The 24,639-nt window shown below is 42.1% G+C and carries 21 protein-coding genes; 12 read left to right on the top strand and 9 right to left on the bottom strand.

Annotated features, from left to right (window positions below):
• The 7 genes from benD to F986_RS06215 form a co-directional block, all read right to left on the bottom strand.
• Positions 1-786 carry a benzoate diol dehydrogenase BenD gene (benD, locus tag F986_RS06245; protein WP_004693194.1) on the bottom strand — a complete coding sequence of 262 codons (786 nt, stop codon included), beginning with the start codon at positions 784-786 and terminating at the stop codon, positions 1-3.
• 287 nt (positions 787-1,073) lie between these two features.
• Positions 1,074-2,090, bottom strand: coding sequence for a benzoate 1,2-dioxygenase electron transfer component BenC (benC, locus tag F986_RS06240; RefSeq protein WP_004693193.1), 1,017 nt, complete (start codon positions 2,088-2,090; stop codon positions 1,074-1,076).
• Positions 2,091-2,178: 88 nt separating this feature from the next.
• On the bottom strand, positions 2,179-2,688 hold the full coding sequence (gene benB, locus F986_RS06235; RefSeq protein WP_004693191.1) for a benzoate 1,2-dioxygenase small subunit: 510 nt from the start codon (positions 2,686-2,688) through the stop codon (positions 2,179-2,181).
• Positions 2,685-4,082 (bottom strand): benzoate 1,2-dioxygenase large subunit, encoded by a 1,398-nt coding sequence (gene benA / locus F986_RS06230; protein WP_004693190.1) that lies wholly within the window; start codon positions 4,080-4,082, stop codon positions 2,685-2,687. Before benA ends, benB begins: the two co-directional genes overlap by 4 nt.
• Before the next feature lie 78 nt (positions 4,083-4,160).
• Positions 4,161-5,081 carry a catechol 1,2-dioxygenase gene (catA, locus tag F986_RS06225; protein WP_004693187.1) on the bottom strand — a complete coding sequence of 307 codons (921 nt, stop codon included), beginning with the start codon at positions 5,079-5,081 and terminating at the stop codon, positions 4,161-4,163.
• Between the two features lie 145 nt (positions 5,082-5,226).
• Entirely contained in the window at positions 5,227-5,517 is a 291-nt protein-coding gene (catC, locus tag F986_RS06220) for a muconolactone Delta-isomerase (RefSeq protein ID WP_004693185.1), read from the bottom strand.
• A gap of 29 nt (positions 5,518-5,546) precedes the next feature.
• Positions 5,547-6,656: a muconate/chloromuconate family cycloisomerase gene (locus F986_RS06215; RefSeq protein ID WP_004693183.1), complete on the bottom strand. Its 1,110-nt coding sequence runs from the start codon at positions 6,654-6,656 to the stop codon at positions 5,547-5,549.
• Between the two features lie 115 nt (positions 6,657-6,771).
• On the opposite strand from F986_RS06215, the gene F986_RS06210 reads away from it, so the two are divergent.
• The 4 genes from F986_RS06210 to F986_RS06195 all read left to right on the top strand — a co-directional run bounded on the left by F986_RS06210 (position 6,772) and on the right by F986_RS06195 (position 12,017).
• Entirely contained in the window at positions 6,772-7,686 is a 915-nt protein-coding gene (locus tag F986_RS06210) for a LysR family transcriptional regulator (RefSeq protein WP_004693182.1), read from the top strand.
• 281 nt (positions 7,687-7,967) lie between these two features.
• A complete protein-coding gene (locus tag F986_RS06205; protein WP_004693181.1) occupies positions 7,968-9,335 on the top strand; it encodes an MFS transporter in 1,368 nt (455 codons plus the stop codon).
• Positions 9,336-9,575: 240 nt separating this feature from the next.
• Positions 9,576-10,853: a DcaP family trimeric outer membrane transporter gene (locus F986_RS06200; protein ID WP_004693179.1), complete on the top strand. Its 1,278-nt coding sequence runs from the start codon at positions 9,576-9,578 to the stop codon at positions 10,851-10,853.
• A gap of 276 nt (positions 10,854-11,129) precedes the next feature.
• Complete coding sequence (locus F986_RS06195; RefSeq protein WP_004693177.1) at positions 11,130-12,017, top strand: DMT family transporter; 888 nt, start codon at positions 11,130-11,132, stop codon at positions 12,015-12,017.
• A gap of 209 nt (positions 12,018-12,226) precedes the next feature.
• Here the strand turns inward: F986_RS06195 and F986_RS18370 are convergent, their stop codons facing one another.
• Entirely contained in the window at positions 12,227-12,388 is a 162-nt protein-coding gene (locus F986_RS18370; RefSeq protein WP_004693175.1) for a hypothetical protein, read from the bottom strand.
• A 407-nt stretch (positions 12,389-12,795) separates the two neighbouring features.
• Here F986_RS18370 and F986_RS06190 point away from each other — a divergent pair, with 407 nt between their 5' ends.
• From F986_RS06190 to F986_RS18215, 7 genes are all read left to right on the top strand, one after another.
• A complete protein-coding gene (locus F986_RS06190; RefSeq protein ID WP_004693174.1) occupies positions 12,796-13,632 on the top strand; it encodes an SDR family NAD(P)-dependent oxidoreductase in 837 nt (278 codons plus the stop codon).
• 130 nt (positions 13,633-13,762) lie between these two features.
• Positions 13,763-14,671 carry a cation diffusion facilitator family transporter gene (locus F986_RS06185; protein WP_004693172.1) on the top strand — a complete coding sequence of 303 codons (909 nt, stop codon included), beginning with the start codon at positions 13,763-13,765 and terminating at the stop codon, positions 14,669-14,671.
• A gap of 65 nt (positions 14,672-14,736) precedes the next feature.
• The gene (locus F986_RS06180) at positions 14,737-15,165 is read left to right on the top strand and encodes a cation efflux protein, CzcI-like (protein WP_004693170.1); all 429 of its coding nucleotides are present in this window, start codon (positions 14,737-14,739) and stop codon (positions 15,163-15,165) included.
• 47 nt (positions 15,166-15,212) lie between these two features.
• A complete protein-coding gene (locus tag F986_RS06175) occupies positions 15,213-16,535 on the top strand; it encodes a TolC family protein (RefSeq protein ID WP_004693168.1) in 1,323 nt (440 codons plus the stop codon).
• Between the two features lies 1 nt (position 16,536).
• Positions 16,537-17,763, top strand: coding sequence for an efflux RND transporter periplasmic adaptor subunit (locus F986_RS06170; RefSeq protein ID WP_004693166.1), 1,227 nt, complete (start codon positions 16,537-16,539; stop codon positions 17,761-17,763).
• Complete coding sequence (locus F986_RS06165; RefSeq protein WP_004693164.1) at positions 17,753-20,899, top strand: efflux RND transporter permease subunit; 3,147 nt, start codon at positions 17,753-17,755, stop codon at positions 20,897-20,899. Before F986_RS06170 ends, F986_RS06165 begins: the two co-directional genes overlap by 11 nt.
• A gap of 205 nt (positions 20,900-21,104) precedes the next feature.
• The gene (locus F986_RS18215) at positions 21,105-21,218 is read left to right on the top strand and encodes a hypothetical protein (RefSeq protein ID WP_010326689.1); all 114 of its coding nucleotides are present in this window, start codon (positions 21,105-21,107) and stop codon (positions 21,216-21,218) included.
• Positions 21,219-21,332: 114 nt separating this feature from the next.
• Here the strand turns inward: F986_RS18215 and F986_RS06160 are convergent, their stop codons facing one another.
• Positions 21,333-23,426, bottom strand: a complete 2,094-nt coding sequence (locus F986_RS06160) for a TonB-dependent siderophore receptor (protein WP_004693162.1) — start codon at positions 23,424-23,426, stop codon at positions 21,333-21,335.
• A 132-nt stretch (positions 23,427-23,558) separates the two neighbouring features.
• Between F986_RS06160 and F986_RS06155 the strand changes: the two genes are divergently transcribed.
• A complete protein-coding gene (locus F986_RS06155) occupies positions 23,559-24,491 on the top strand; it encodes an IS5-like element ISAha2 family transposase (protein WP_004693161.1) in 933 nt (310 codons plus the stop codon).
• Positions 24,492-24,639 lie beyond the last annotated feature (148 nt).

Below are 24,639 nucleotides of genomic sequence, written 5' to 3'. Positions count from 1 at the left end.
TTAGCCTTGATCGCCACCGCCGACAGGAACAACTGTACCTGTCATATATGACGAATCATCTGAAGCAAGGAATACAATCGCATTCACTTGTTCCTGAATCGTGCCATAACGGTTCATAAAACTACGATCAATGGTTTGATCGACCACTTGTTGCATCCACGCTTTTTCATTTTCAGATAGTGGATTTACATTACGCGGCACTTTACGCGGCGGTGCTTCGGTTCCACCCGTAGCAACAGCATTTACTCGGATGCCATCTTTGGCATGCTCAAAAGCCAGTGATGCAGTAAGAGCATTGACCCCACCTTTGGAAGCCGAATAGGGCACACGGTTAATGCCACGAGTCGCAATAGAAGACACATTTACAATCGTACCTTTCTGATTTTTAATCATTTTAGGTAAAACAGCGCGACAACACCACAGCGTTGGGAATAATGAACGATTTACTTCTTTGATAATTTCTTCTTCAGAAAACTCTTCAAAAGGTTTCATCCAAATTGCACCACCAACGTTGTTGATGAGCACATCGATACGGCCATAGACTTCTAGGGCTTTTTCGACCACCGCTTGTGCGCCTGCGAAAGTTTCAAGGTTGGCTTTGACTGTTATTGCATCGCCTTGTTTTGCTTTAATTTCTGCTAATGTTTCATCGACATAGTCAGATAAGTCAGCTAAAACAACTTGCGCACCTTCATTAGCCACTTGGAGGGCAACACCGCGACCAATGCCTTGAGCGGCACCAGTCACAATCACGACTTTGTTAAAAAATCTTTGATTCAACGCCATTTTTAGCTCGCTCATCATCCAATATAAAGATGAATTTCTAAATTTATAAATTTGGCACGCCGGTGTCCTAACATTTGAATATCACTTACCGGATTAACCTTCGGTTGGACTTACTTTTCTTTTGGGAAAAGTAAGCAAAACATTGTCATTCGCAAAACTCGTCAGAAACCGATTACTTGATATCTTTCTCGCAGAAAAGACTTTTTTACCAAGCAGTCCTACCTCGAACAATTGCGAATGACGTTTTCGCGTATCATTTTTTTATGACTTAAATATTGGGTTATCTATTAGTTTGCAGAGAATTTTTCAAACAGGAAGTTTGCAGGCTTTACGCCTTCGCTATCTAACCAACCACGAACAGCATCAACCATAGGGACAGGACCGCAAAGGTAGACATCGACGTCACCGCCATTGAGCCATTCATTGTCGATGTGACCCGTCACATAACCTTTACGCTCGTGTGCAGAGTCTGGACTTGCAACAACGGTACGGTACTCAAACCATGGGAGTTTGGCTTGAAGTGCATCCAGTTGTTCTAAAGCAACTAAGTCAAAATCATTGGTAACACCAAACACCAAACGAACAGGGTGTTCTGCGCCTTTTTCTTCTAAGACTTGCAGCATTGACATAAAAGGGGCAATACCTGTACCGCCCGCAAGCATGACGACAGGACGAACCACATTACGCAGGTAGAAGCTACCAAATGGGCCTGTAAAAGTCATTTTGTCACCAGCTTTGGCAGCACCACTTAAAAAGCTACTCATTTTGCCATTCGGCACATTACGTACCACAAAGCCCGTTAAACGGTTGCCCGGTTTCGAGCTAAATGAATAGGAACGAGTCTCTGCTGTCTCTGGAATGCCTACGTTGACATATTGACCAGCAAGGAAGTGAATATCAGGTTGACCTTCATCAAGCTGAATATCAAAAGTAATGGTCGATTCTGATAAGTTTTCAACAGCGACTAAAGTGCCGTGGTACTGGTGAATTTCGGTTTTGCAGACTTCAGATGAAGCTTGAATTTGGAATACGGCATCCGAGCTTGGACGGCATTGGCACGCCAAAATATAGCCTTGTTCCGCTTCTTCTGGTGTTAACGCATCTTCAATATACGTCTCTTCAGGCATGTCATAACTACCAGATTCGCAAAAAGCACGGCAAGTCCCACATGCACCATCACGGCAGTCTAGCGGAATGTTAATTTTTTGGCGGTAAGCGGCATCTGATAAAGACTCACCTTGAGTCACGGTAATAAAACGCGTTACGCCATCTTCAAATTGAAGTGCAACATTGTGGTTTGACATGGCTGAATATCCTTTAAAAACGTTGAAACTTGGAACTCTCAGCCAAAACTCCATTTGGCTGAAAGAATACTAAGGATGTGTGGCTAACTTAGAGGTGATAAACATCAATCACTTGGTTGATGTAATCGTTTTTCAGTACCACGTATTTACTTAAAATTTGTGGTTTTTCACCTGAAAAATCAATTTCATAACGTGACATCCCAAAGTAGCTATAACTGGTTTTGTAGCGGAAGCTCAGCGTATTCCAGTTAAAACAGACGGTAACTTTATCGCCATCACGCTCAATCACTTCGATATTGTTCACATTGTGACAAGTACGTGTGTCTGGCATGGTCGCAGAAGAGCGTTCAGTTTTAATGCGGAACACACGGTCTTCTAAACCTTGGCGGTCTGGGTAGTAAATCAGTGAAATTTCAGACTGCGGATCCGTCGTCAAGGTATCGTCGTCATCCCATGCAGGCATCCAAAATGATGCAGAAGGGGCATAACATGCAAGCCAATCATCCCATTGCTCATCATCTAAAAAACGTGCTTCTTGATACAGAAACTGACTGATTTGTTCGATGCTAACGGTATTAAGTGTTGTAGGAGCATTCATGCCACTTCTCCTTGTTCATTTGCAGTTTCAACAGCCAGTGCTTTTTCATTGGCAATTGCAATTTTCATCATGTCTAGCCAGTGTTGGTGCTGAGCAAGGTAGAGGCCTTCATCTTCAGTTTTGACACCTGAAAGCTTTGGTTTTAGACCAATTTCATTGGCAGCATCATCTGGGCCATGAATCCAATGCTTTGAACCGCGGCACATATCATTCCATTCCAGTTCAATGCCTGCGTAGCCTGCTTGGCATGCACGGAATTCTTCTAAATCATCGGGTGTAGCCATGCCTGAGGCATTGAAGAAGTCTTCGTACTGGCGAATACGGCGCGTACGTGCTTCCGCGTTTTCACCTACAGGTGCGATACAGTAAATCGTCACTTCGGTTTTATTGACTGAAATTGGGCGAAGTACGCGAATTTGTGAACCGAATTGATCCATCAAATAGACGTTCGGATAAAGACAAAGGTTGCGTGAGCGCTCAATCATCCACTTCGACATTGCTTCGCCAAATTTTTCAGAATATTCGTCGGCTTTCGGGAAGTTTGGACGGTCTTCTGGGTTCGCCCATTGTGTCCAAAGCAGCATGTGACCATTGTCAAAACCGTATGAGCCACCGCCTTGTTTACCCCAAGCTCCTGCGCTCATGGCACGGATGTTGTCACCTGCTTGTTTTTCTTTACGTTGTTGAGTGGTCGCTGCATAGTTCCAGTGCACCGCAGAAACGTGATAACCATCTGCACCATTTTCTGCAGTGAGTTTCCAGTTGCCTTCATAAGTGTAGGTAGACGCGCCACGTAAAACTTCAAGACCTTGCTCAGACTGATCCACAATCATGTCAATGATTTTGCTGGTTTCGCCTAAGTATTCTTCTAAAGAGGGAACGTCTGGATTTAAGCTACCGAACAAGAAACCTTTGTAGTTGCCAAAACGTGCAACTTTTTTCAGATCATGTGAACCTTCGTGGTTAAAACAGTCTGAATAACCTGCGTCTGCTGGATCTTTAACTTTTAAAAGTTTGCCAGAGTTGTTAAATGTCCAACCGTGGAAAGGGCATGTATAAGTAGCTTTATTACCACGTTTATTACGACAAAGCTGTGCACCACGGTGTGAACAGGCATTGATCATGGCATTGAGTTCACCATTACGGTTACGTGCAATCAGAATTGGCTGACGGCCAATATACGTCGTGTAATAGTCGTTGTTATTTGGAATTTGGCTTTCGTGTGCCAAGTAAACCCAGTTACCCTCGAAGATATACTTCATTTCTAGGTCAAAAAGGGCTTGATCAGTAAACACTGAACGATGAAGTTTGAATTCGCCTGTTTCAAAGTTGTCGACAAGTAATTCATCGATACGATCGAGATGGCTAGTATTAATAACTGGGATACGTGGCATGTCCGTTCTCCGACTTTCCAAAAGTGAGGAAGTCCCCGAAATGCGACTTTGCAGTGGCTATTTCGGTTCCAAGGGTAATTAAGCGCTAGCGCGACGACGTTCAACTTCAGTTGATGGTGCAGCCGCTTGGTCTTTCACCAGTTCAACATTGAATTGAATGTGTTTGAATGGACCTGTTAAACCACGGCGTGCAATTTCAGCTTCATCGGTAATATCGACAGCGGTAGCCACTAAGCCTTCACGTGTTGCAAATGCAAAGTCATCCCACAGGTATTGGTCACCTTCAATGTTGAATTGGGTGGTTAACTTACGGTAGCCTGGCGCAGATACGAAGTAATGTACGTGCGAAGGGCGGTTACCGTGACGACCTAACTTGTTCAATACAAATTGAGTTGTTCCTTCTGGTGGGCAACCATAACCGACAGGCATCGTGGTGAGAGCAACGTATTTACCATCTTGGTCGCTAATGATTGAACGACGTAGATTGAAGTCTGATTGTGACTTATCGAAGAAAGAGTAGTTGCCTAGGCTGTTGGCATGCCAAACTTCAACTTTTGCACCTTCAATAATCTGACCATCAGTGTCAGTCACTGTCCCTTCAATAATTAAAGTCGGAATTTTGCCTTCTTCAGAACCATCATCCATACGCGCAAAACCAACCGATTCAGGTGCGCCAGCTACATATAAAGGACCTTCGATGGTACGTGGTGTTCCGCCTGTAATACCTGCTTTGGCATCGGCTTCATCTGCTCGTAAGTCGAGGTAGTGTTCAAGACCAAGACCAGCCGCAAGTAAACCAAGTTCGTTGGCTTGGCCTGCATCCGTAAAGTATTCAAGACCTTTCCAAACTTCAGTTTGGCTCAAATCTAAGTCTTCAATCGCTTGGAATAAGTCACCCAATAAGCGGACCACAATTTGTTGAGTACGCGCGTCTACAGAACCTGTTGCTGTATCCACATTCATTGTTTTGACTAATGCATCAATCTGTTGACGATTCATACTATTGCTCCTTAAGTATGTTTGCTGTGTGGTGGCTAGCTTTATGAATAGGTTGAAAAGCTTAGCTGCCACGTTCCTTGTTAATTTCTTTCACTAGATCATTCATTAGGTTCCAGTGATTAAATTGCATAAAATCTTTTTTCAATTAATGATCATCTTCGCGAATAGACGATGGATGTCGGTTCAAAGGCATCACTTCAATGTTCATATACGGGTACAGGGGTAAACCTTGCAAAATGTTGTGTAACTCTTCATTGCTATCTACATCAAAAATACTGATGTTTGAGTACTGACCTGTAATGCGCCAAATATGTCGCCATTTGCCTTGAGCTTGTAGCTCTTGCGAATATGCTTTTTCGACTGCTTTAATTTCACTGGCAGTTTCAGCAGGCATATCCAGTGGAATGTTTACATCCATACGTACGTGAAAAAGCATGTGTAACTCCTAAACGGTTAAGACGTCGCTTAAGCGCGGCGTAGCTGATCAATCTTGTTTTCATCCAATTCAATACCGAGTCCTTTGCCTTGGGGTAAATGCAAAGCGAAGTCAGTGTATTGAAGTGGGGTTTTTAAAATATCTTGGGTTAACAGCAGTGGGCCGAATAGCTCGGTGCCATAAGCTAAATTTTCAAAGGTCGAGAACAAATGTGCCGAAGCAATCGTGCCGACTGCACCTTCAAGCATGGTTCCGCCATACAAATCTATACCGGCTAAGTTGGCAATCTTCGCCACTTCATGACCTTCAATTAATCCACCAGACTGAGCCACTTTCACTGCAAAAACAGAGGCCGCATTGGTTTTGGCTAAACGGTAGGCTGAGCTTGGTCCCATGAGCGATTCATCCGCCATGATGGCAAGATCAAAACGTCGTGTTAAACGCTGCATCGCATCAATGTTGTCGATTGCACAGGGTTGTTCAATCAGGTCAATACCACCATTTTGTAGGAGTTGAATACCCTTAATCGCATCTAGCTCAGACCATGCACGGTTCACATCGACACGGATAGAAATGTCTAAACCCAGTGCTTGTTTAATCGCAAGAACATGTTCAACATCTTCTTCTACACGGCGTGAACCGATTTTAAGTTTGAAAATATTGTGGCGTCTTGCCTCAATCATTTTTCGGCCTTCAGCAATATCTTTTTCAGTGTCACCAGATGCCAACACCCAAAGTACAGGTAAGCTGTCACGTAAGCGGCCACCCAATACTTCAGAAAGAGGTAAATCTAAACGTTGCGCTTGGATGTCGAGTAGAGCCGTTTGAATTGCACATTTGGCAAAACGGTTGCCATTAATATTCTTTTTCAAAGCACGCATGGTTTGTGCAATATTTTGAGCTTTAAGGGACTTCAATAAAGGTGCAAAATAAGTTTCAATATTGGTCTTAATGCTTTCTGGACTCTCTTCACCGTAGCCAAGTCCACCAATTGTTGTCGCTTCACCCCAACCGACAAAGCCATCTTCAGTGCTGATTTTCACCAAGACAAGCGTTTGCGTTTGCATAGTCGCTACCGCCATTTTGTGTGGGCGAATAGTGGGGATTTCGACGAGTAAGGTTTCTATAGATTTATACATCTTAACTCTGCGCAGCCTTGCGTTGTGTACCTGATGTGATATACCTTAAAAGAATAAATATGAACTGTCGAAGATCAAATTAGCATTTTAATATATCTTAAAGGTATAAATAGTCATGGAATTGAGACACCTCCGCTACTACGTAGCTGTTGTAGAAGAGCAGAGTTTTACCAAAGCTGCTGAAAAATTATTCATTGCGCAGCCTCCTCTAAGCCGCCAGATACAAAACCTGGAGGCTGAATTGGGCGTGCAATTATTTGAACGTGGCAGCCGTCCACTCAAAACCACGGAAGCAGGACAATTCTTCTATCAACACGCTGTTAAACTTTTGTCTAATGCCGAAGAAGTCAAAGCTATGACTCAGCGTGTAGGTTGGGTTGAAAAAACGGTGACCATGGGTTTTGTGGGATCGTTGTTATATGGCTTATTGCCTAAAATTGTGTATTTATTTCGCCAACAGCAGCCACATTTAAAAATAGAATTGATTGAAATGAGTACCAAAGACCAAATTCAGGCCTTAAAAGAAGGACGGATTGATGTTGGTTTTGGACGCTTACGTATTTCAGATCCTGCTGTGCGTCGGGTTTTACTGCGTGAAGAACCGTTGATGTTAGCGGCACATTCTAGTCATCCTTTGACGGCGCAAAAACAAGGCATTTACCTGTCGGATTTGGTCGATCAAAACTTATTTCTTTATCCAAGTCATCCCAAGCCAAACTTTTCTACCCAAGTCCAAGGGTTGTTTTCAGAATACGGGCTGGAACCTAAACATTTAAAAGAAGTTCGTGAAATACAGTTGGCACTGGGGTTAGTTGCCGCTGGAGAAGGAATTTGTGTGGTTCCAGAAAGTGCACGAACTATTCAACTGCCGCATTTGAACTATATTCCAATCTTAGATGATGCAGCGACTAGCCCCATTTTTCTGGCGATTCGTTCCATGGATGAAAGCGAAGATATTCGTTCACTATTTGATTGCATTTATCAGGTCTATGACCTTGAAGCGATCAAATATGACCGTGCATTTATCTAAACTTGGGGATTTAAATTCCACGATACTTTTAAAGTCTACATTTGAAAACGAACCATTTCAGCCATCTTTAGGGGATGGCTTTTTTTATAGTCATTTTCACTTGGTTTTGCTTATTTTCTGTCTCTCACTGCAATCATGGCTTATATAAGCTATTTATTTAAAACAATAAAAACCTTAACCGACCTTAAAGGTATAAACATAGAGTTATTCGGTTTTGGACAAGAAAGCTACTTTTGCTGCAATGTACACAGCAACAAACATTCGCAAGCAGGAGGCTTAAAGTGAATACAAATCCAGTTAACATCAACACGGTGGTCGATGAAGCCAAATTTACGCACTTTCATTGGAGTGTACTCATTTGGTGTCTACTGATTATTATTTTTGACGGTTATGATTTAGTCATCTATGGCGTGGCATTGCCACTTCTGATGCAAGAGTGGGGACTCAGTGCAGTACAAGCAGGTTTACTTGCGAGTACAGCCTTGTTTGGCATGATGTTCGGTGCAATGAGCTTTGGGACGTTGTCTGACAAATTGGGCCGTAAAAAGACCATTATGATTTGTGTGGCTATTTTTAGTGGTTTCACCTTTCTCGGCGCATTTGCAAGCAATCCTATCGAGTTTGGTATTTTACGTTTTCTTGCGGGACTTGGTATTGGTGGGGTGATGCCAAACGTGGTCGCACTCATGACTGAATATGCTCCGAAGCGTATTCGTAGCACACTCGTGGCGGTTATGTTCAGTGGTTACGCTATTGGTGGCATGACGTCAGCTTTACTGGGGGCATGGTTGGTAACAGACTATGGTTGGAAAATCATGTTCTATATCGCCATCATTCCATTTCTGGCTTTGCCGATTCTTTGGAAGTTTTTACCTGAGTCTTTAATGTTCCTGACTAAAAAAGGCGAAACTGAAAAAGTCCGTGAAATTGTGCGAAAGATTGCACCTGAACAAGACATTCAACCAGAGACCACTTTTAAATTGAATGATGCGGTTGCTGGTGATGACGCTCCATTAAAGGCATTGTTCCAACAAGGCCGTACCTTTAGCACCATGATGTTTTGGGTGGCATTCTTTATGTGCTTACTCATGGTCTATGCGCTTGGAAGCTGGTTACCAAAACTAATGATTCAAGCAGGCTATTCGCTTGGTGCAAGTATGATTTTCTTATTTGCTTTAAATATTGGCGGTATGGTTGGAGCGATTGGCGGTGGTGCGCTCGCAGACCGTTTCCACTTAAAACCAGTTTTGACAACCATGTTCACCTTGGGTGCTATTGCGCTGATTCTACTTGGTTTCAACAGTCCACAAATGGTGCTGTACGGTTTAATTGCGATTGCAGGCGCAGCAACTATTGGTTCACAAATTTTACTGTATACCTTTGTCGCACAGTTCTATCCAACTGCTGTGCGCTCTACAGGTATGGGCTGGGCTTCAGGCATTGGACGCATTGGCGCAATTGTTGGACCTGTACTGACAGGTGCATTGTTAACTTTTGAGTTGCCACATCAAATGAATTTTCTCGTGATTGCGATACCTGGTGTGATTGCAGCTTTGGCAGTGTTTATGGTCAACTTAAAAGTATCTGTAGATGGTGAAAAAACCAAATCAAAACAAGTGTTTGATGCTGTTAAATCAACAGCTAATTAAATAATACTGAACCCATGAGTCTAGTGCATTAGTAGTAGGCTCATTTCAAAAACTGTATGAACTGTTAAAATCAATTTGCTTTTTATAAGTTGTTTTTTAACGCGATTTTTAATGCGATAAAAAGTTTCATTTTAAAGTATTAAAAGAAATGCATTGCGTTAGAAAACAGCGATGAAAAAGAGAGCTAAATATTAAAGAGTAAAAGTCAGGACAGACTTAAATACACAGGACCCGTGTTAAATGAAACAATTTAAGAAGAACGTTTTAGTTGTTACTTTATCCATGTTAAGTAGTGCAGCATTACATGCACAAACCAATACGACGGCAGAGATTGAGCAGCTTAGAAATGAAATTAATGCGTTAAAACAAATGCTTCAACAGAATACTCAGCAACAACAGCAGCAAGCTGTTCAATTGAGCGCTGTTGAACGCCAAGTGTTGACGACGCCAAAAACGGTTGAAAAAACGGGTTTAGGTTTGACCAAAGGTGGGGCAGAGTTCAACTTATACGGTAATGTCCGCGCGGACGCATCGTATCAGGCTGAAGGTGGCGCTCGTGATATGCCCTATAACCAAATCAATAGCGTACCTTTAGAAGGAAATGCTGAAAATAGCGATCGTTTAAGATCAACCCTTTCAGCAACGCGATTAGGTTTGGACTTTAAAGCGCCTGTAGCCGATCAGAACTTAAATGCCAAAATTGAGGTCGACTTTTTAGGCGGTGCAAACCTTGATAATTTACGTATTCGTCATGCGTATTTAAACTATGGTAACTGGTTAATTGGTCAAACGTGGTCAAACTTTGCCACACCAGACTATATCCCTGAAACGATTGACGCTTTGGCTTATGTGGGTGCTTCAATTAAACGTACTCCTCAAGTGCGTTATACCCATAAATTCACGCCAAATACTAACTTAGTCGCGGCAGTGGAAGACCCGAAAGATGCCAGCATGAGCCAACGTATGCCTGCATTTACAGGACGACTGAATCATAAGTTTAATGATGCACTTTCAGTCAGTGGGCGTGCAATGGCGCATGAAAAACGTATTCAAAATCAAGAAGAGTGGGCGTATGGCGTAGGTGTTGGTGCCAAATTTGACATCACCCCTGTAACTTCTGTGAAAGCGGACTACTACCATGTCAAAGGTGATAGCAGCTTTGTATCCTTTACAAACCCTGGCGTAGTTGCAACAGGCACAAGTATTGAACAAAGTGAGTTTGACTCAATTACTGTCGGTTTAACACAGAAGTTTAATGACAAATTACGTGGCACTTTGGCTTATGGTTATATGACTTTTGATAAAAATCAGGACTACCTTGATGCTGTAGCTGATGATACCAAAATCAATAAAAACTTATGGCAAGCATGGGGTAATTTATTCTATAGCCCAGTTCAGCCTGTTAGCCTTGGCGTAGAGTATGTCTACGGTGAGCGTGAAGCGTTTGCACCTGCGGCAAATGGTAGTAAAAAAGGTGAAGACAACCGTGTGAACTTGGTTGCGATTTATAACTTCTAATACTTGAAGTGATAACCGGTTTTCACTTTGATATGTATAGATCGAAGTGAAATTTCACATATAAGCCGAAGGATAAGCCCTTCGGTTTTTTATGTCTTGCTGTTTAATTTCCTTAATACTCAGTTTTGAGGAAATGTTGCGAAAGTCATGCAATAGTCGAATTTTCATCAGAACTTAAGTTATTTATCACATAAGAATAAGTCATGAAAATAAAGCACATGTATTGCCATCAACGGGTTACATTAGTGAGGTAAGTAACTGTATATAGAGTACTTGATGACAATAACATGGATTCTTTTTACGCTTATGGCCGCTTTCATGCAGGCTTGGCGCAACGCTTTTCAAAAGCAACTCAGTACTACTGTAGACGTTTATGGAGTGACTCTAGCGCGGTTCATCTTTGCTTTACCTTTAGCACTGCTTTACATCAGTTGTCTTTACCATTTCCAACCTGTAACAGATTCCGTCCATTTTAATCTCCGTTTTGCTATTTATGTGCTTATTGCGGCGTTGAGCCAAATTGCCGCAACAGCATTGATGGTTCAACTTTTTAAGCAAAAAAATTATGCGATTGGAGTGGGGCTTGCTAAAAGTGAGGCAGTACTTGCCGCGATTATCGCCGTGGTCTTTTTATCCGATCATTTAAGCCTTTTAGGCTGGTTCGGGGTTGCTGTCGGAGGCTTCGCAGTATTTTTAATGTCTAAAGGGCGGGACTTTTCTGATTTTTCCGTACCAACCTTATGTATAGGTATCGGTAGTGGTTTATGTTTTGCCATTACCTCGCTCTTGGTACGTGAGGCCAGTTTAGAACTAACAAATTTACCGTTTATTCACCGTGCAGCTTGGGTACTTTTAATGGTGATTGGGACACAGTGTTGTTTACTTTTAATGTATTTGGGGATATTTCGCCGTGCAACATTATGGGCTATGTGGCAGCGTATTGGACTTACATTTCGTGTCAGCTTAAGTAGTTTTTTGGCGTCACTGGGTTGGTTTAGTGCCATGAGTATGCAGTCCGTGCCCATTGTAAAAACTTTGGGGCAGATTGAGATTATTTTTAGTATGTTGATTTCAGCCTACTTCTTTAAAGAAAAGCTGGCACGTGCTGAACATCTCGGTATTGTATTGGTGGTGATTGCAGCGTTTTTAGTGATTTGGGCTTGAAGTCTGATCTTCACATAGCTAATGTCATTCTTTTGTAATGACATTAGCCATTCAAAATATATTTTAACTGCCGTTTTACTAGTCTTCAACTCAAAAAATAGAGACTAAACCCATGTCTAGGTTTAATCTCTAAAGTGTGTTTTTCTCGTGAGATTTAATTCTGTAGCCAAAATTTAGATGTTGATATTAGTGCAACAAGCTTCAGATTTTTACTGAAGAAGGTAGTTTTGATCTGCACCGACAAAGAAAATCACACCTATGCAAAAAAGCCCACAGTAAATCGCAAACCAGATAATCATGTTTTTAAATGCTTTATCTGAAATTGAACTATCTGCATATTTTGCTGGTTTTTTTGAGTCTAGATTTTTCATGGTTACTGCACTCAACTGAGTTGATGAGTATATTATGCAAAGCAAACAACTGATGAAACAGATACAAAAACAAGATTAAAAAAATATAACAGATGAAGCAGAATTGCTAAAGACTGTTATATTTTAAATCCTGTAGAGACAATATGTAGATATCAGTAACTTGATTTCAGTTTTTAGAGCCCTATCACTTAAGAACAAAAACCAAATAAAAAATGATCTTATATTTAAAATACCACCCATGAATTTTATACATACTGAATCATTAGAAATGATCATTTCATTCATGGTTCTAATTTTTGTACATTAACTAAAATAGCACCTTGGCTGCGTAGAACTAGAGTACTTGAACCTTCAGCATGACGTTTAAGTGTAAAACGATATTTAGAACACTATATTTAGAGAGCATTATGAAAAGTTTTGAAAATAAAGTGGCTGCGATCACAGGCGCAGGTTCAGGCATTGGGCAGCAGTTGGCGATTCAACTGGCTAAACAAGGTACACATTTGGCACTCAGTGATCTCAATGAACAAGGTTTGGCGGAAACATTAAACCACGTCAAAGATTATCCTGTTTCAGTCACGCTCACAAAACTAGATGTTTCAGACCGTAAGGCTGTAGAGGATTGGGCAAAGCAGTGTCAGCAGGATTTCGGACAGGTCAATTTAGTTTTTAACAATGCAGGGGTCGCGTTAGCGAGTACTGTTGAAGGTCTGAGCTATGAAGATGCCGAGTGGATTTTCAACATCAACTTTTGGGGTGTGGTGTATGGAACCAAAGCTTTTTTACCCTATTTAAAACAAAGTGGCTCTGGGCATATTGTGAATATTTCAAGTTTATTTGGACTCACTGCTCAGCCTACTCAGAGTGCCTATAATGCGACAAAGTTTGCTGTCCGTGGTTTTACCGAGGCACTGCGTCAAGAGTTAGATTTGCAAGACTGTGGCGTCAGCGCAACTTGTGTTCATCCGGGGGGTATACGTACCAATATCGCCAATAGTGCTCGAATGAGTGACAGTATTCGTGCGCTGGGTATGAACCCTGAGCGTGCCAGTCGTTCTTTCAATAAAATGCTTAAAACTCCACCAGATGTGGCAGCACAGGCCATTTTAAAGGCTGTAAAAAAAGACCAGCGCCGTGTCTTAATTGGAACAGATGCCAAAATTATCGATCTGGTACAGCGTATTACACCAACAGGCTATACGCAGGCCATGAACTTTTTGACAGGGAAAAAACGCCGTAAATAAAGACGTATTCACATGAAAGATGATTTTATTGTTTTAACCGAGTATACTAAATCGAGTAATTTTTAAATTAAAAAAAGCTTCGATTTCAATGCTAAAGCATTCCGTTAAATAAAATGATAAGGAGTCCTACATGAGTGGTTCTCATAACCATGATCACAGTCATGTTGAAGTGACTGCAAAAAATGCCAAGAAATTAACCATCGCACTTGCCCTGACGTTTACCTTCTTAATTGTAGAAGTGGTCGCAGGATTTATCACGCAAAGCTTGGCCTTACTGTCCGATGCAGCGCATATGTTTACCGATGCCGCTGCTTTAGCGATTGCTTTAGCAGCCATCAAAATTGGGCAAAAACCTGCCGATGATAAACGTACTTTTGGCTATCAACGGTTTGAAATCTTGGCAGCTTTGTTTAATGCCATGATGTTGTTTGTGGTAGCCATTTACATTTTATATGAAGCCTATCAGCGTTTTAGTCAGCCACCTGAAATTCAAAGCTTGGGTATGTTGGTTGTTGCGGTTCTGGGTTTAATCATTAACCTGATTTCAATGAAGATTTTGGTGTCGAGCAGTCAAGACAGCTTAAATGTGAAAGGGGCTTATCTTGAAGTGCTCAGTGATGCCTTGGGCTCTGTGGGTGTGATCATTGGCGCACTGGTGATTTATTTCACAGGTTGGATGTGGGTAGATACCGTTATTGCGGTGTTGATTGGCTTTTGGGTCTTACCTAGAACTTGGGTGCTACTGAAACAAAGTATCAATATTTTGCTCGAAGGTGTACCAAGTGAAATTGATATCGAATCTTTACGCAATGATTTGCTGGCTTTAGAGGGTGTACAAGGTATTCACCAGCTTAAAGTTTGGGCCATTACCTCTAAGAATGTGCATTTAACAGCGCATTTGATTGCACCTGATGTAGATCAGAGAGCTTTATACCACCAAGCTGTGGAGTTATTGGGGCATGAGCATGGGATTACGCAAGTGACTTTGCAGATTGAAGAAGATGAATGCCATCCACACCAACATGAACATAGTCATTAAAAAAGACTTGACCTTAGACTTAGTCTAGGCTTTACAATAGCGTCACTTTATTTCAGTACGACATTATGCGTTCTACCACGTGGATTAGCGTCTTAGTTGCTTTATTCATGTTCCAAAGTCTTTGGAACGTGGCGGCAGCTTTTTGCGTCCATGAAGAACAAAAAACTCAAGTCGTGACGCAACAAAATTTTCATTTTGGGCATCATCAAACCACCTTGTGTGTGTCTGATGATAAGGCACACCAGCAAAGCAGTGCCGATAGCCATACTCAAACGGCAAATGATCAGTTTGAATTGGGTGAAGACCATCAAGACCATCAAGATCATTTGCCTTCAATGGCACATTTGATTATTCCGAAAGAAATAAACTATCAAATGCCGCTCGCGTTTGAAGTTCGTGAGCGTCCGCAGTTTTTTTGGCACAATGCCTATCAAGCCCCTGATTTATTGGGGCAACATCCTCCTCCTGAACTTTCCCCGCTAATGGTGGGGTAGCCTAAAACATTTCCCACCACTTCTTCTAAAAATTAGTGGGAAAAAACATGTCGAATCAATTTAAGGCGTTTATACGCCAAGCCCTTGCTGTGGGCATAACAACAGCCGCAATGCAATGGAGTTTTGCCGAACCGATCAAGACTTTGGATGAAGCTTTAGCAAAAGTAGAGCGCTATCAAAACCAAAGCGACATTGGGCAACAGCGTCAAAGCATTTCAGAGCTGAACATCAAAAACAGTGGCCTATGGCAAAATCCTAGCTTAAATATCAATCAAGATGGTTTGGGTTCAAATACCAATCAAGAGCTCAGTATTGCCATCAGTCAGCCCTTAGATGTTTTTGGACAGCGTAAGCTTAATCAAAAACTCGCAGAAACAGCGCAGCAACAAGGACAGTTACAACAACAACTGTGGACAGCACAAAGCCAATTGGTGGTGAAATTTGCATGGTCTCAGTTGGCTTTGGCACAAGTTGAAAAATCGCTGTACGCAGCACAACTCAAAGTGAGTCAAAACAATTTAGACAGTGCCAAAAAACGTTATCAGGCGGGCAGTATTGCTTTGGTTGACTATGAACGTGCGCAAATCGAAAGTTTGGATATGCAGCGCTTATACCAACAAGCGGTACTGTCAGAACAAGTAGCACAGCGTCAACTCTCAAACCTTTGGGGCGAAACCAAAGCCGATATTCAACTCAATGCGACCTCAATGCCATGGCCAGATCAAAGCGATGCCACAGTACAGCGCTATATTGCTGAAGGTTGGTTGGAAAAGCTATATGCACTGAACATTCAACAGTCCAATTTAAACATTGAAAGTTTAAAAGTGCAGGCACGTCCCAATCCGACCTTAAATGTCGGCATGAAACGGAGCCAAGCACCGAATGAAAGTAGCGATACCACATTAGGTGTCGGCGTGGATATTCCGCTGAATATTTTTAACCGTCAGCAATACAGCATTCCGATGGCCCAGCGTCAGCAAAGCCTGTTGAATCAGCAGCAACAGCGTGAGTTAAAACAGCAAATTTTAGATATCGCCAATGCCATGCATGAACTCAAAGGACTAAATAAACAGTTTAGTTCGATGAGTCAACAAACGTCTTTGGCAGAACAAGTGCAAGTCCGCACGCTGCAAGGTTTTAAAGCGGGAAAGCTGTCCATTACCGACATTCAACAAGCCAACTTACAGCTGCAAAGCATACGCCTTGGGCAGTTGCAGCTATTACGTCAAGCTTGGCAGACTGCATTGAGCGCAGAAGCACTCAGCCTCGGTACTAGCTATGAGCAGATCAGTAGTTCAGATGCTTATAGCCAAATCAGTAAAAATTCAATCGCACAAATACAAGACCTCATCCTTGGCGGAGCACAATAATATGCAACTAAAAAACCAATTTGGAAAAATATCACAGCCATTGATGATTGGGCTTTTGCTCCTCATTACATTTCTCATCGCTGTTGGAATTTGGTTTAGCTCGAAAGATACAACCACTGATGAACATGCGCATGAAGAATCTGAACATTCGGATGAGCCCGAGGCCGAAAAAGGACATGCCGAGGAAGGTGAAATTCAACTGACGGCACAGCAACTGACAGAGCAAGGCATTCAAATCGCTTCAGCTCAACAAGGTGTGGTGTCTCAAGTTACCGTTCTACCCGGAAAGCTTGTGGTCAATACCGATCAGCAAGCACACATTTCGCCAAACTTTGGTGGGCATGTGGAACAGGTGAATGTTGAACTTGGTCAAAACGTACAAAAAGGACAAACCTTAGCTGTACTGTCTGTCCCTGAACTGATTGATCAACAAGCCAATTTGCGGATGGCTCAAGCCAGTTTGGATTTGGCACGTCAAGATTATCAACGTGAACAGCAGTTATGGTCACAGGGCATTTCTGCCAAGCAAGACTACCAACGGGCAGAAAATGCTTACCGACAAGCGCAGATTACTGTGCAATCGGTGCAAAGCCGTTTAAACGCCCTAGGGGCAACAGGTGGGGTAAATGGTCGTTTTGCCATTAAAGCACCCATTTCAGGTGTGATTAGCCAAAAAGATATCGTAGTGGGTGAAAACGTACAATTGGCCGATCAACTTTTTGTGATTGAACAATTTAAAGAGTTATGGCTTGAGTTTAATCTGCCTGCTCAGTACTCAGGTCAGTTACAAGCCAATCAGAGTCTGACATTTAAGCCGAATGCTTCTGAACAAAAATATGAAGCCATTATCCAAAGCTTAACCTCTCAAGCCGATGCACAAACAGGACGCTTGGTGGTACGTGCTAAATTAAAAAGCCAAGCGGCTGAACTACGTCCAAATGTTTTAGTGAATATCTTTTTAGACAATACCAGTTCCAAAACAGCACTTCGCGTCCATAAAAGTGCTATTCAAAACATTGAAGGTCAAACTTCGGTATTTGTGGTCGACGCTGAACAAAAAGGACAAGTGCATTTGAAAGCGCAGCCCGTTCAACTTGGGCAAGCTTCAAATGATGTTCAATGGGTGGAAGTGATTTCAGGCCTAACAGCAGGACAACGCTATGTCAGTCAAGGCAGCTTTGTTCTTAAGTCTGAATTAGAAAAAGGCGAGGCTGATCATGCACACTAATCATGATTTACCCAAGCCTGAGGGTTTGTTTGAACGAATTATTCAGTTCTCTATTCAAAATGCAATTTGGGTCATGCTCTTTGTCTGTACATGGATTGCGGTCGGGGTTTATAGCTATCAAAAACTGCCGATCGATGCAGTGCCCGATATTACCAATACGCAAGTACAAATTAATACCCAAGCCAATGGTTTTACCGCATTGGAGGTTGAGCAGCGGATTACCTATCCAATTGAAACTGCAATGGCGGGTATTCCAGATTTACAGCTGACTCGATCTATTTCACGCTATGGTTTGTCCCAAGTCACTATTGTATTTGAGGATGGCACAGACATCTATTGGGCACGTCAGCAGATTAATCAACGGGTGCAAGAGGTCAAAGCGGACTTACCTAGCGATGTTTCCCCAACCATGTCACCAGTTTCGACGGGTTTAGGTGAAATTTATCAATGGGTCATTAAAGCTGAACCGAATGCCAAAAAAGTGGATGGTACGGCTTATAGCGCGATGGACTTGCGGGAGATCCAAGATTGGATCGTTCGTCCACAATTGCAACGTGTTGCGGGGGTTGCCGAGGTCAACAGTATTGGCGGGTTTAATAAAACCTATGTGGTTGCTCCCGACTTAAACCGTATGCAACAGTTGAATATTTCCTTAAGCCAACTACAAACTGCTTTACAGGAAAATAATGAAAACCGTGGCGCTGGTTATATTGAGGAAAATGGTCAGCAGCTCACAGTCCGTGTTCCGGGGACACTCAACAGTCTTGCAGACATTGAAAATACAACGGTTGCCAGCCCAAATGGGAACCCCATTCGTGTCGCGGATATTGCGCAGGTTTCAATTGATCATGACCTCCGAACAGGAGGAGCAACCTATAACGGCGAAGAAACTGTACTCGGCATCGCTATGATGATGATGGGGGAAAATAGTCGAACGGTGTCTAAAGCTGTAGATGCCAAAATTCAGGAGGTGCAAAGTAGTTTACCGCAAGGTGTCACAATAGAAACGGTTTATGACCGCACGACTTTGGTGGAAAAAGCCATTAAAACGGTGCAAAAGAACTTGGTTGAAGGCGCAATCTTGGTGATTGTGATCCTCTTTTTATTCTTAGGTAATATTCGTGCGGCGTTAATTACAGCCTGTGTGATTCCACTGTCTATGCTGTTTACTTTAACGGGTATGGCACAGCAGAACATCAGTGCCAACCTGATGAGTTTAGGTGCATTGGATTTCGGGATTATTGTCGACGGTGCAGTGGTAATTGTTGAAAACTGTATTCGCCGTTTAGCCCATGCCCAGCAGTTACTCAAACGACCGTTGACTCAGTCGGAACGTTTTAAAGAAGTGTTTTTGGCAGCGCGTCAAGCCCGCCGTCCACTCATTTTTGGTCAGCTGATTATTTTAGTGGTGTATTTACCGATTTTTGCACTGACTGGTGTAGAGGCAAAAATGTTCCACCCAATGGCTTTGACTGTTGTACTTGCACTCGTTGCAGCCATTATTTTGTCGATCAGCTTTGTACCTGCGGCTGTCGCACTTTTTGTCAAAGGTGACATTAAAGAAACTGAAAGCCGTTGGATGCTGTGGCTAAAAGAGCGATATCAGCGAGTATTGGACTGTACCTATCAGTATAAAGCGGTGGTTTTGACCTTCGCACTGTGCTTATTGGTGTTGACGGGATTACTTGCAACACGTATCGGCAGTGAGTTTGCACCGCAACTGAGTGAAGGTGACTTTGCTGTACAGCAACTGCGCTCTCCAAGCACAGGCTTAGAAGAATCACTTCGTATTCAGGAAAATACGGAAAAGCTACTTCTGAAGAAATTCCCTGAAATACAGGCTATTTTTGCGCGAACAGGCACGGCTGAAGTGGCGACCGATGTAATGCCTCCGAATATTTCAGATGGTTATGTCATGTTGAAACCCCGTGATGCATGGCCAAACCCAAAAGAAACACTCGATGAACTGCGTAGCCGTATGCAGGCCTATTTAGCTACATTGCCCGGTAACAACAGTGAGTTTTCTCAACCAATTGAACTGCGTTTCAATGAGTTAATATCGGGCGTGCGTAGCGATGTCGGTGTCAAAATCTTTGGCGATGACATGCAAGTACTAAATGCGGAAGCTGAAAAAATCAGTAAATTGATTCAACAGGTTTCAGGCAGTACCGCCGTTAAAGTTGAACAAACGTCGGGTTTACCTTTGCTCAATGTAGAAATTGATAAAAGTTTAGCAGCTCAATATGGCCTAAGTGTCAAAACCATACAAGACTATGTATCAGCAAGCATTGGCGGACAAAATGTTGGTGAAATTTTACAGGGTGACCGCCGTTTTGACTTTGTGATTCGACTTAGTGAACAAGACCGTAGTGTCAGTGGGATTGCGCAACTGCCAATACAGCTTCCGAACGGTGGCAGCATTCTGCTCACTGATATTGCCACTGTAAAAATGATGGATGGCATCAACCAAGTCAGCCGTGAAAATGGCAAACGTCGTGTGATTGTCACGGCGAATGTGGAAGGGCGTGATTTGGGCTCTTTTGTCACAGAAGTACAAAGTCAGCTTAAGCAGTATCCTCTACCAAGTGGTTACTGGATTGAATATGGTGGTCAGTTTGAAAATCTGGCCTCGGCACAGGCTCGAATGCAGATTGTGATTCCACTGGCATTATTAACGATCTTTATTTTGCTGATGGCCGTTTTCCATAACATTAAAGAAAGCTTGCTTGTGTTCACTGGCGTTCCATTTGCCCTAACTGGTGGTGTGCTTTTCTTGTGGTTAAGAGACATTCCCTTGTCGATGTCGGCGGGTATTGGTTTCATTGCCTTGTCCGGGGTTGCCGTCTTAAATGGTTTGGTCATGCTGACCTTTATTAAAGAGTTAAGAGGGCAATACCGCTTACATGAAGCCGTTTGGCAGGGAGCGATTTTGCGATTAAGGCCTGTTTTAATGACCGCTTGTGTGGCGTCCTTAGGTTTTGTTCCCATGGCGCTTGCCACAGGCACAGGGGCCGAGGTCCAACGTCCACTGGCGACCGTGGTGATTGGTGGAATTATTTCTTCGACGTTATTGACCTTGGTGCTATTGCCAGTGTTGTATCGTTGGATGAATGCAAAAAAAGAAACGAAAGTTTAATCCCTTAATCAGTTGAAGCATGAGGAGGCAAAATAGTCTCCTCATACTTTTTTATACTACTTGATATCAGTCTGATCGCTTTGGAGAGTTAAAAATGGCAAATCTGTTATAGTCTGTTATATTTTTTTCACAAAGAACTGTATCTGTCCTTTCGTATAGGAAACCTTAGAATAATGAATATAGATAGAGCGTTGAGGTATTGGAAATGAACTTTTTACTGAAAAAAAATAGAGCTTGGTTTGTATTCTTTATCATTACTTTATATTCATTTCTTGGATTTTTTCTTGGATTTATCATTTGGGAATACTTTTTGAAGTAAGTACATAGTAACGCTAAAGAAAACTAAGGCAGCTAATACTTCAAAAAGTGATCTGAATCTTACTTTCTAACACCAGACTCGACTCCTAACGAGACAAGTCTGGTTGTATAAACCTTAAAACTTCCATTGCACCGAGACAGATGCATTTAAAGGGTCGCCAGGTTGAATCCACATATCGCTATAGCTTGCAACATAGTACGTTTCGTCTAAGAGATTGTGCACATTGAACTGATAACGTAGCTGATCTGTTGGCGCATAATAAGCATTTAGATTCAACAACGTGTACTCAGGTAAGTTGAATCCGTTATCTGTACTGTGTCCACTACGTTTGCCCACATAGATCGCCGTTGCACCGAGTCCAACTTTGTCTGCATTAGCAAGGTTCCATTCATAGTTGCTGCTAACAGAACCACTATGTTTTGGTACATTGCTGAGTCGTGAAACTTTAGCAAGACTCTGGTCTTTTTCCACTTGAGCGTCTGTATAGCTATAATTGGCACGTATAGAGAATTGATCATTGAGCTGTGTTTCTAAATCCAACTCTAGCCCCTTACTTGAGACTTCTCCAGCGGTAATTTGATAGTTACTATCTGCTGGATCTGTGGTTAAGACATTCTCTTTATCCATTTTGAAGAGGGCTAAACTCAGCAAACTCTGTGAGGTAATCCGATATTTCCCACCAATCTCATAGCTTTTGCCTTTTTCAGGGTTAAATACATCGCCATTTCGGTCCATGCCACTGTTGAGTGCAAAGGATTCTCCATAGTTGGCATACCATGACCAGCGATCATTCAGTCGGTAGTTTAAACCCAAGCGTGGACTGGTTTGTTGTAAATCCTTTTTACTGGATGTATCTGTAAGTTTATTTTGAAAGTCTTGAGTGATGTGATCAAAGCGCGCTCCAAACAGCACACTCCATTGATCATTCAGGAAAATTTGATCTTGTAGATTCAGTGCAAAATAGCGTTGCTGTTCTTCGGTGTTAATGAAAAGTGGCAGCTCGGGTAAGTATTGTCCATAAATAGGATCATAGATATCAATGCTATTTGGCACGCTACTGCTGTGGTTTCGACGCAGTTGTAATTGACGATACTTCATCTGCCCAAGTTCAGTGCTCAAAAGTACTTCATGACGGGCCCAGTCTTGTTGGATCGTCCCAAGAACTTCAGTTTGAAAGAGAATGTCATCACTTTTATTGTCACGGTAGCGACGCTGGCGCTCTAATGTCCGTCCATCACTTTGAATACGACGAGGTTCACTGGAAAAGCCTTTGAGTTGTGTATCTTTAACACTGAAAGCATTATTCATTTTCCAGTCATCATTAAACTGATGTGCAAGTCGAAGCTGATAGAAATGATCTTTTTGAATATGATCACCATCATCAGGTTCGCCTGTAAATGTTTTAGGGTCCATCACAAATTGTTTTTGATAACTACTTACACCACGGTCGAAGGTTCCATCTTGTCGGGTAAATTCACTGTCAAAATCTAACTGGGTTGAATCTGAAATTTTCCATGTGAGTTGGGGGGAGAAAAACCAACGCTCACTCTGCACATGATCACGAAAACTTTGGTTATCTTCATGTGCGACCGCAATACGATAAGCCACAGCATCACTGATTGGGGCAGTATGTTCAAAACTAGCACGGTATTTTTCTAAACTATTGGCACGTAAATTCACTTCTGAAGAACTTTCCCATTCAGGCTTTTTAGTGTTGATATTCAGTAGACCGCCAGCCTCCCCACGGCCATAGAGCGCAGCCATTGGGCCTTTTAAAAAGTCGAGGGATTCAATATTCACCATATCTCGCGGAGCACTGAGTCCACGGTTAACACTCAGGCCATTTCTGATGATTTGCGCCCCAATATTGGGGTCTGTACTAAAACCTCTAAATGAAAAGTTATCCCAAAAGCCGCCACCATAATTGGTTTGACTATAGACCCCGCTCACTTGCGTGAGTGCATCGTCAATACGTTGCACATCTTGTTGCTGAATTAACGCTTTGGATAACACACTTCGACTAAATGGCACGTCTAAAATGTCATGTGAAAACTTAGTCATTGCGGTGCTTTGTTGAAGGTTTTCACCCTCAGTTTCGGCTTGCAATTGGATGGTCTGGAGTACTTCTGTTGAAGTTTCGGCCCAAGTGAAAGAACTCAGCAAACTTAAATATATGCTTGAGGAAAAAAGAGAGAATTTATTCATCATGAAGGAGAGTAGTTTAGATTTTGTATTGTTATGTTATAACATTTTAATAGATTTGTAGTTAAAAAATCACTCTAAAATGGCTTTGTTGCACAAACCTAGCCTATAAGGTTTATTCAGTCCTATAATTTCAAAATGAATAAACCTACTCCTAAAACTTATCGTACAACCAACTGGTCTTCCTATAATCGCGCTCTCATTAATCGGGGCAACATTTCCATTTGGTTTGATCCAAACACTCAGTGGTATGCACAACCACAAAACAAGCAAGGTCGAAATCAAACTTACTCCGATACGGCTATTCAATGCTGTTTAATGATCAAATCTTTATTTAGACTCTCTTTACGCATGGTCACAGGTTTTGTTCAAAGTCTGATTAAACTTTGTGGATTAAATTGGACCGCACCAGATTACAGTACGCTTTGTCGAAGACAAAAACATATTGATATTGCGATTAGCTATCAAAAAAGTAGTGATGGGCTACATCTACTCGTCGACTCAACTGGCTTAAAGTTTCTAGGTGAAGGTGAGTGGAAACGTAAGAAACATCAGCCTGAATATCGTCGCAAATGGCGAAAACTTCATATTGGTATAGATGCTGAAACCTTGCAAATACGTGCAGTACAGCTTACTACAAATAATGTGAGCGATTCGCAAGTACTCGGTGATTTACTTGCTCAAATTCCCTTAGATGAACGAATTGATTCGGTCTATACCGATGGTGCTTATGACACGAAGCACTGCAGACAAGTCATTCTAGATCGAGATGCACATGCGCTCATTCCGCCAAGAAAAAATGCAAAACCATGGAAAGATCAGAAATTGAGATCTTTAGAGCGGAATGAGTTACTGAAAACAGTTAAACGTTTAGGAAGAACGCTTTGGAAAAAATGGTCTGGTTATCATCGTCGAAGTTTAGTTGAAACCAAGATGCATTGCATCAAACTATTAGGTGATAAATTAACAGCAAGGAGTTTTTCTAGTCAGGTGAATGAGATTCATGCACGCATAGCCGTATTGAACAAATTTACAGAATTAGGTCGTCCTCATACCCAAGTTGTCACTTGAATTCTGTTCAAATGAGCAGAGTGTTATCTTTTAAATCTTTGTGCAACAAAGCCTCTCGATATTCAAATATAGCAATAGGGTAGTTGTCCCGATCTGCTATATAAAAACGTCTGTCTTTTACAATCAGTTGATGATCTTCAAATTGGTG

The sequence above is a fragment of the Acinetobacter johnsonii CIP 64.6 genome (genome assembly GCF_000368045.1).
GTDB classification, from domain to species: domain Bacteria; phylum Pseudomonadota; class Gammaproteobacteria; order Pseudomonadales; family Moraxellaceae; genus Acinetobacter; species Acinetobacter johnsonii.
The sequence above is the reverse complement of the archived record's forward strand: the minus strand, read 5'-3'. Positions and strand labels throughout refer to the sequence as shown.

Bases quoted from the DNA above. Each gene is read 5' to 3' on its own strand.
- benD (WP_004693194.1), bottom strand. From the start codon at position 786: ATGGCGTTGAATCAAAGATTTTTTAACAAAGTCGTGATTGTGACTGGT.
- benC (WP_004693193.1), bottom strand. From the start codon at position 2,090: ATGTCAAACCACAATGTTGCACTTCAATTTGAAGATGGCGTAACGCGT.
- benB (WP_004693191.1), bottom strand. From the start codon at position 2,688: ATGAATGCTCCTACAACACTTAATACCGTTAGCATCGAACAAATCAGT.
- benA (WP_004693190.1), bottom strand. From the start codon at position 4,082: ATGCCACGTATCCCAGTTATTAATACTAGCCATCTCGATCGTATCGAT.
- catA (WP_004693187.1), bottom strand. From the start codon at position 5,081: ATGAATCGTCAACAGATTGATGCATTAGTCAAAACAATGAATGTGGAT.
- catC (WP_004693185.1), bottom strand. From the start codon at position 5,517: ATGCTTTTTCACGTACGTATGGATGTAAACATTCCACTGGATATGCCT.
- F986_RS06215 (WP_004693183.1), bottom strand. From the start codon at position 6,656: ATGTATAAATCTATAGAAACCTTACTCGTCGAAATCCCCACTATTCGC.
- F986_RS06210 (WP_004693182.1), top strand. From the start codon at position 6,772: ATGGAATTGAGACACCTCCGCTACTACGTAGCTGTTGTAGAAGAGCAG.
- F986_RS06200 (WP_004693179.1), top strand. From the start codon at position 9,576: ATGAAACAATTTAAGAAGAACGTTTTAGTTGTTACTTTATCCATGTTA.
- F986_RS06195 (WP_004693177.1), top strand. From the start codon at position 11,130: ATGACAATAACATGGATTCTTTTTACGCTTATGGCCGCTTTCATGCAG.
- F986_RS18370 (WP_004693175.1), bottom strand. From the start codon at position 12,388: ATGAAAAATCTAGACTCAAAAAAACCAGCAAAATATGCAGATAGTTCA.
- F986_RS06190 (WP_004693174.1), top strand. From the start codon at position 12,796: ATGAAAAGTTTTGAAAATAAAGTGGCTGCGATCACAGGCGCAGGTTCA.
- F986_RS06185 (WP_004693172.1), top strand. From the start codon at position 13,763: ATGAGTGGTTCTCATAACCATGATCACAGTCATGTTGAAGTGACTGCA.
- F986_RS06180 (WP_004693170.1), top strand. From the start codon at position 14,737: ATGCGTTCTACCACGTGGATTAGCGTCTTAGTTGCTTTATTCATGTTC.
- F986_RS06175 (WP_004693168.1), top strand. From the start codon at position 15,213: ATGTCGAATCAATTTAAGGCGTTTATACGCCAAGCCCTTGCTGTGGGC.
- F986_RS06170 (WP_004693166.1), top strand. From the start codon at position 16,537: ATGCAACTAAAAAACCAATTTGGAAAAATATCACAGCCATTGATGATT.
- F986_RS06165 (WP_004693164.1), top strand. From the start codon at position 17,753: ATGCACACTAATCATGATTTACCCAAGCCTGAGGGTTTGTTTGAACGA.
- F986_RS18215 (WP_010326689.1), top strand. From the start codon at position 21,105: ATGAACTTTTTACTGAAAAAAAATAGAGCTTGGTTTGTATTCTTTATC.
- F986_RS06160 (WP_004693162.1), bottom strand. From the start codon at position 23,426: ATGATGAATAAATTCTCTCTTTTTTCCTCAAGCATATATTTAAGTTTG.
- F986_RS06155 (WP_004693161.1), top strand. From the start codon at position 23,559: ATGAATAAACCTACTCCTAAAACTTATCGTACAACCAACTGGTCTTCC.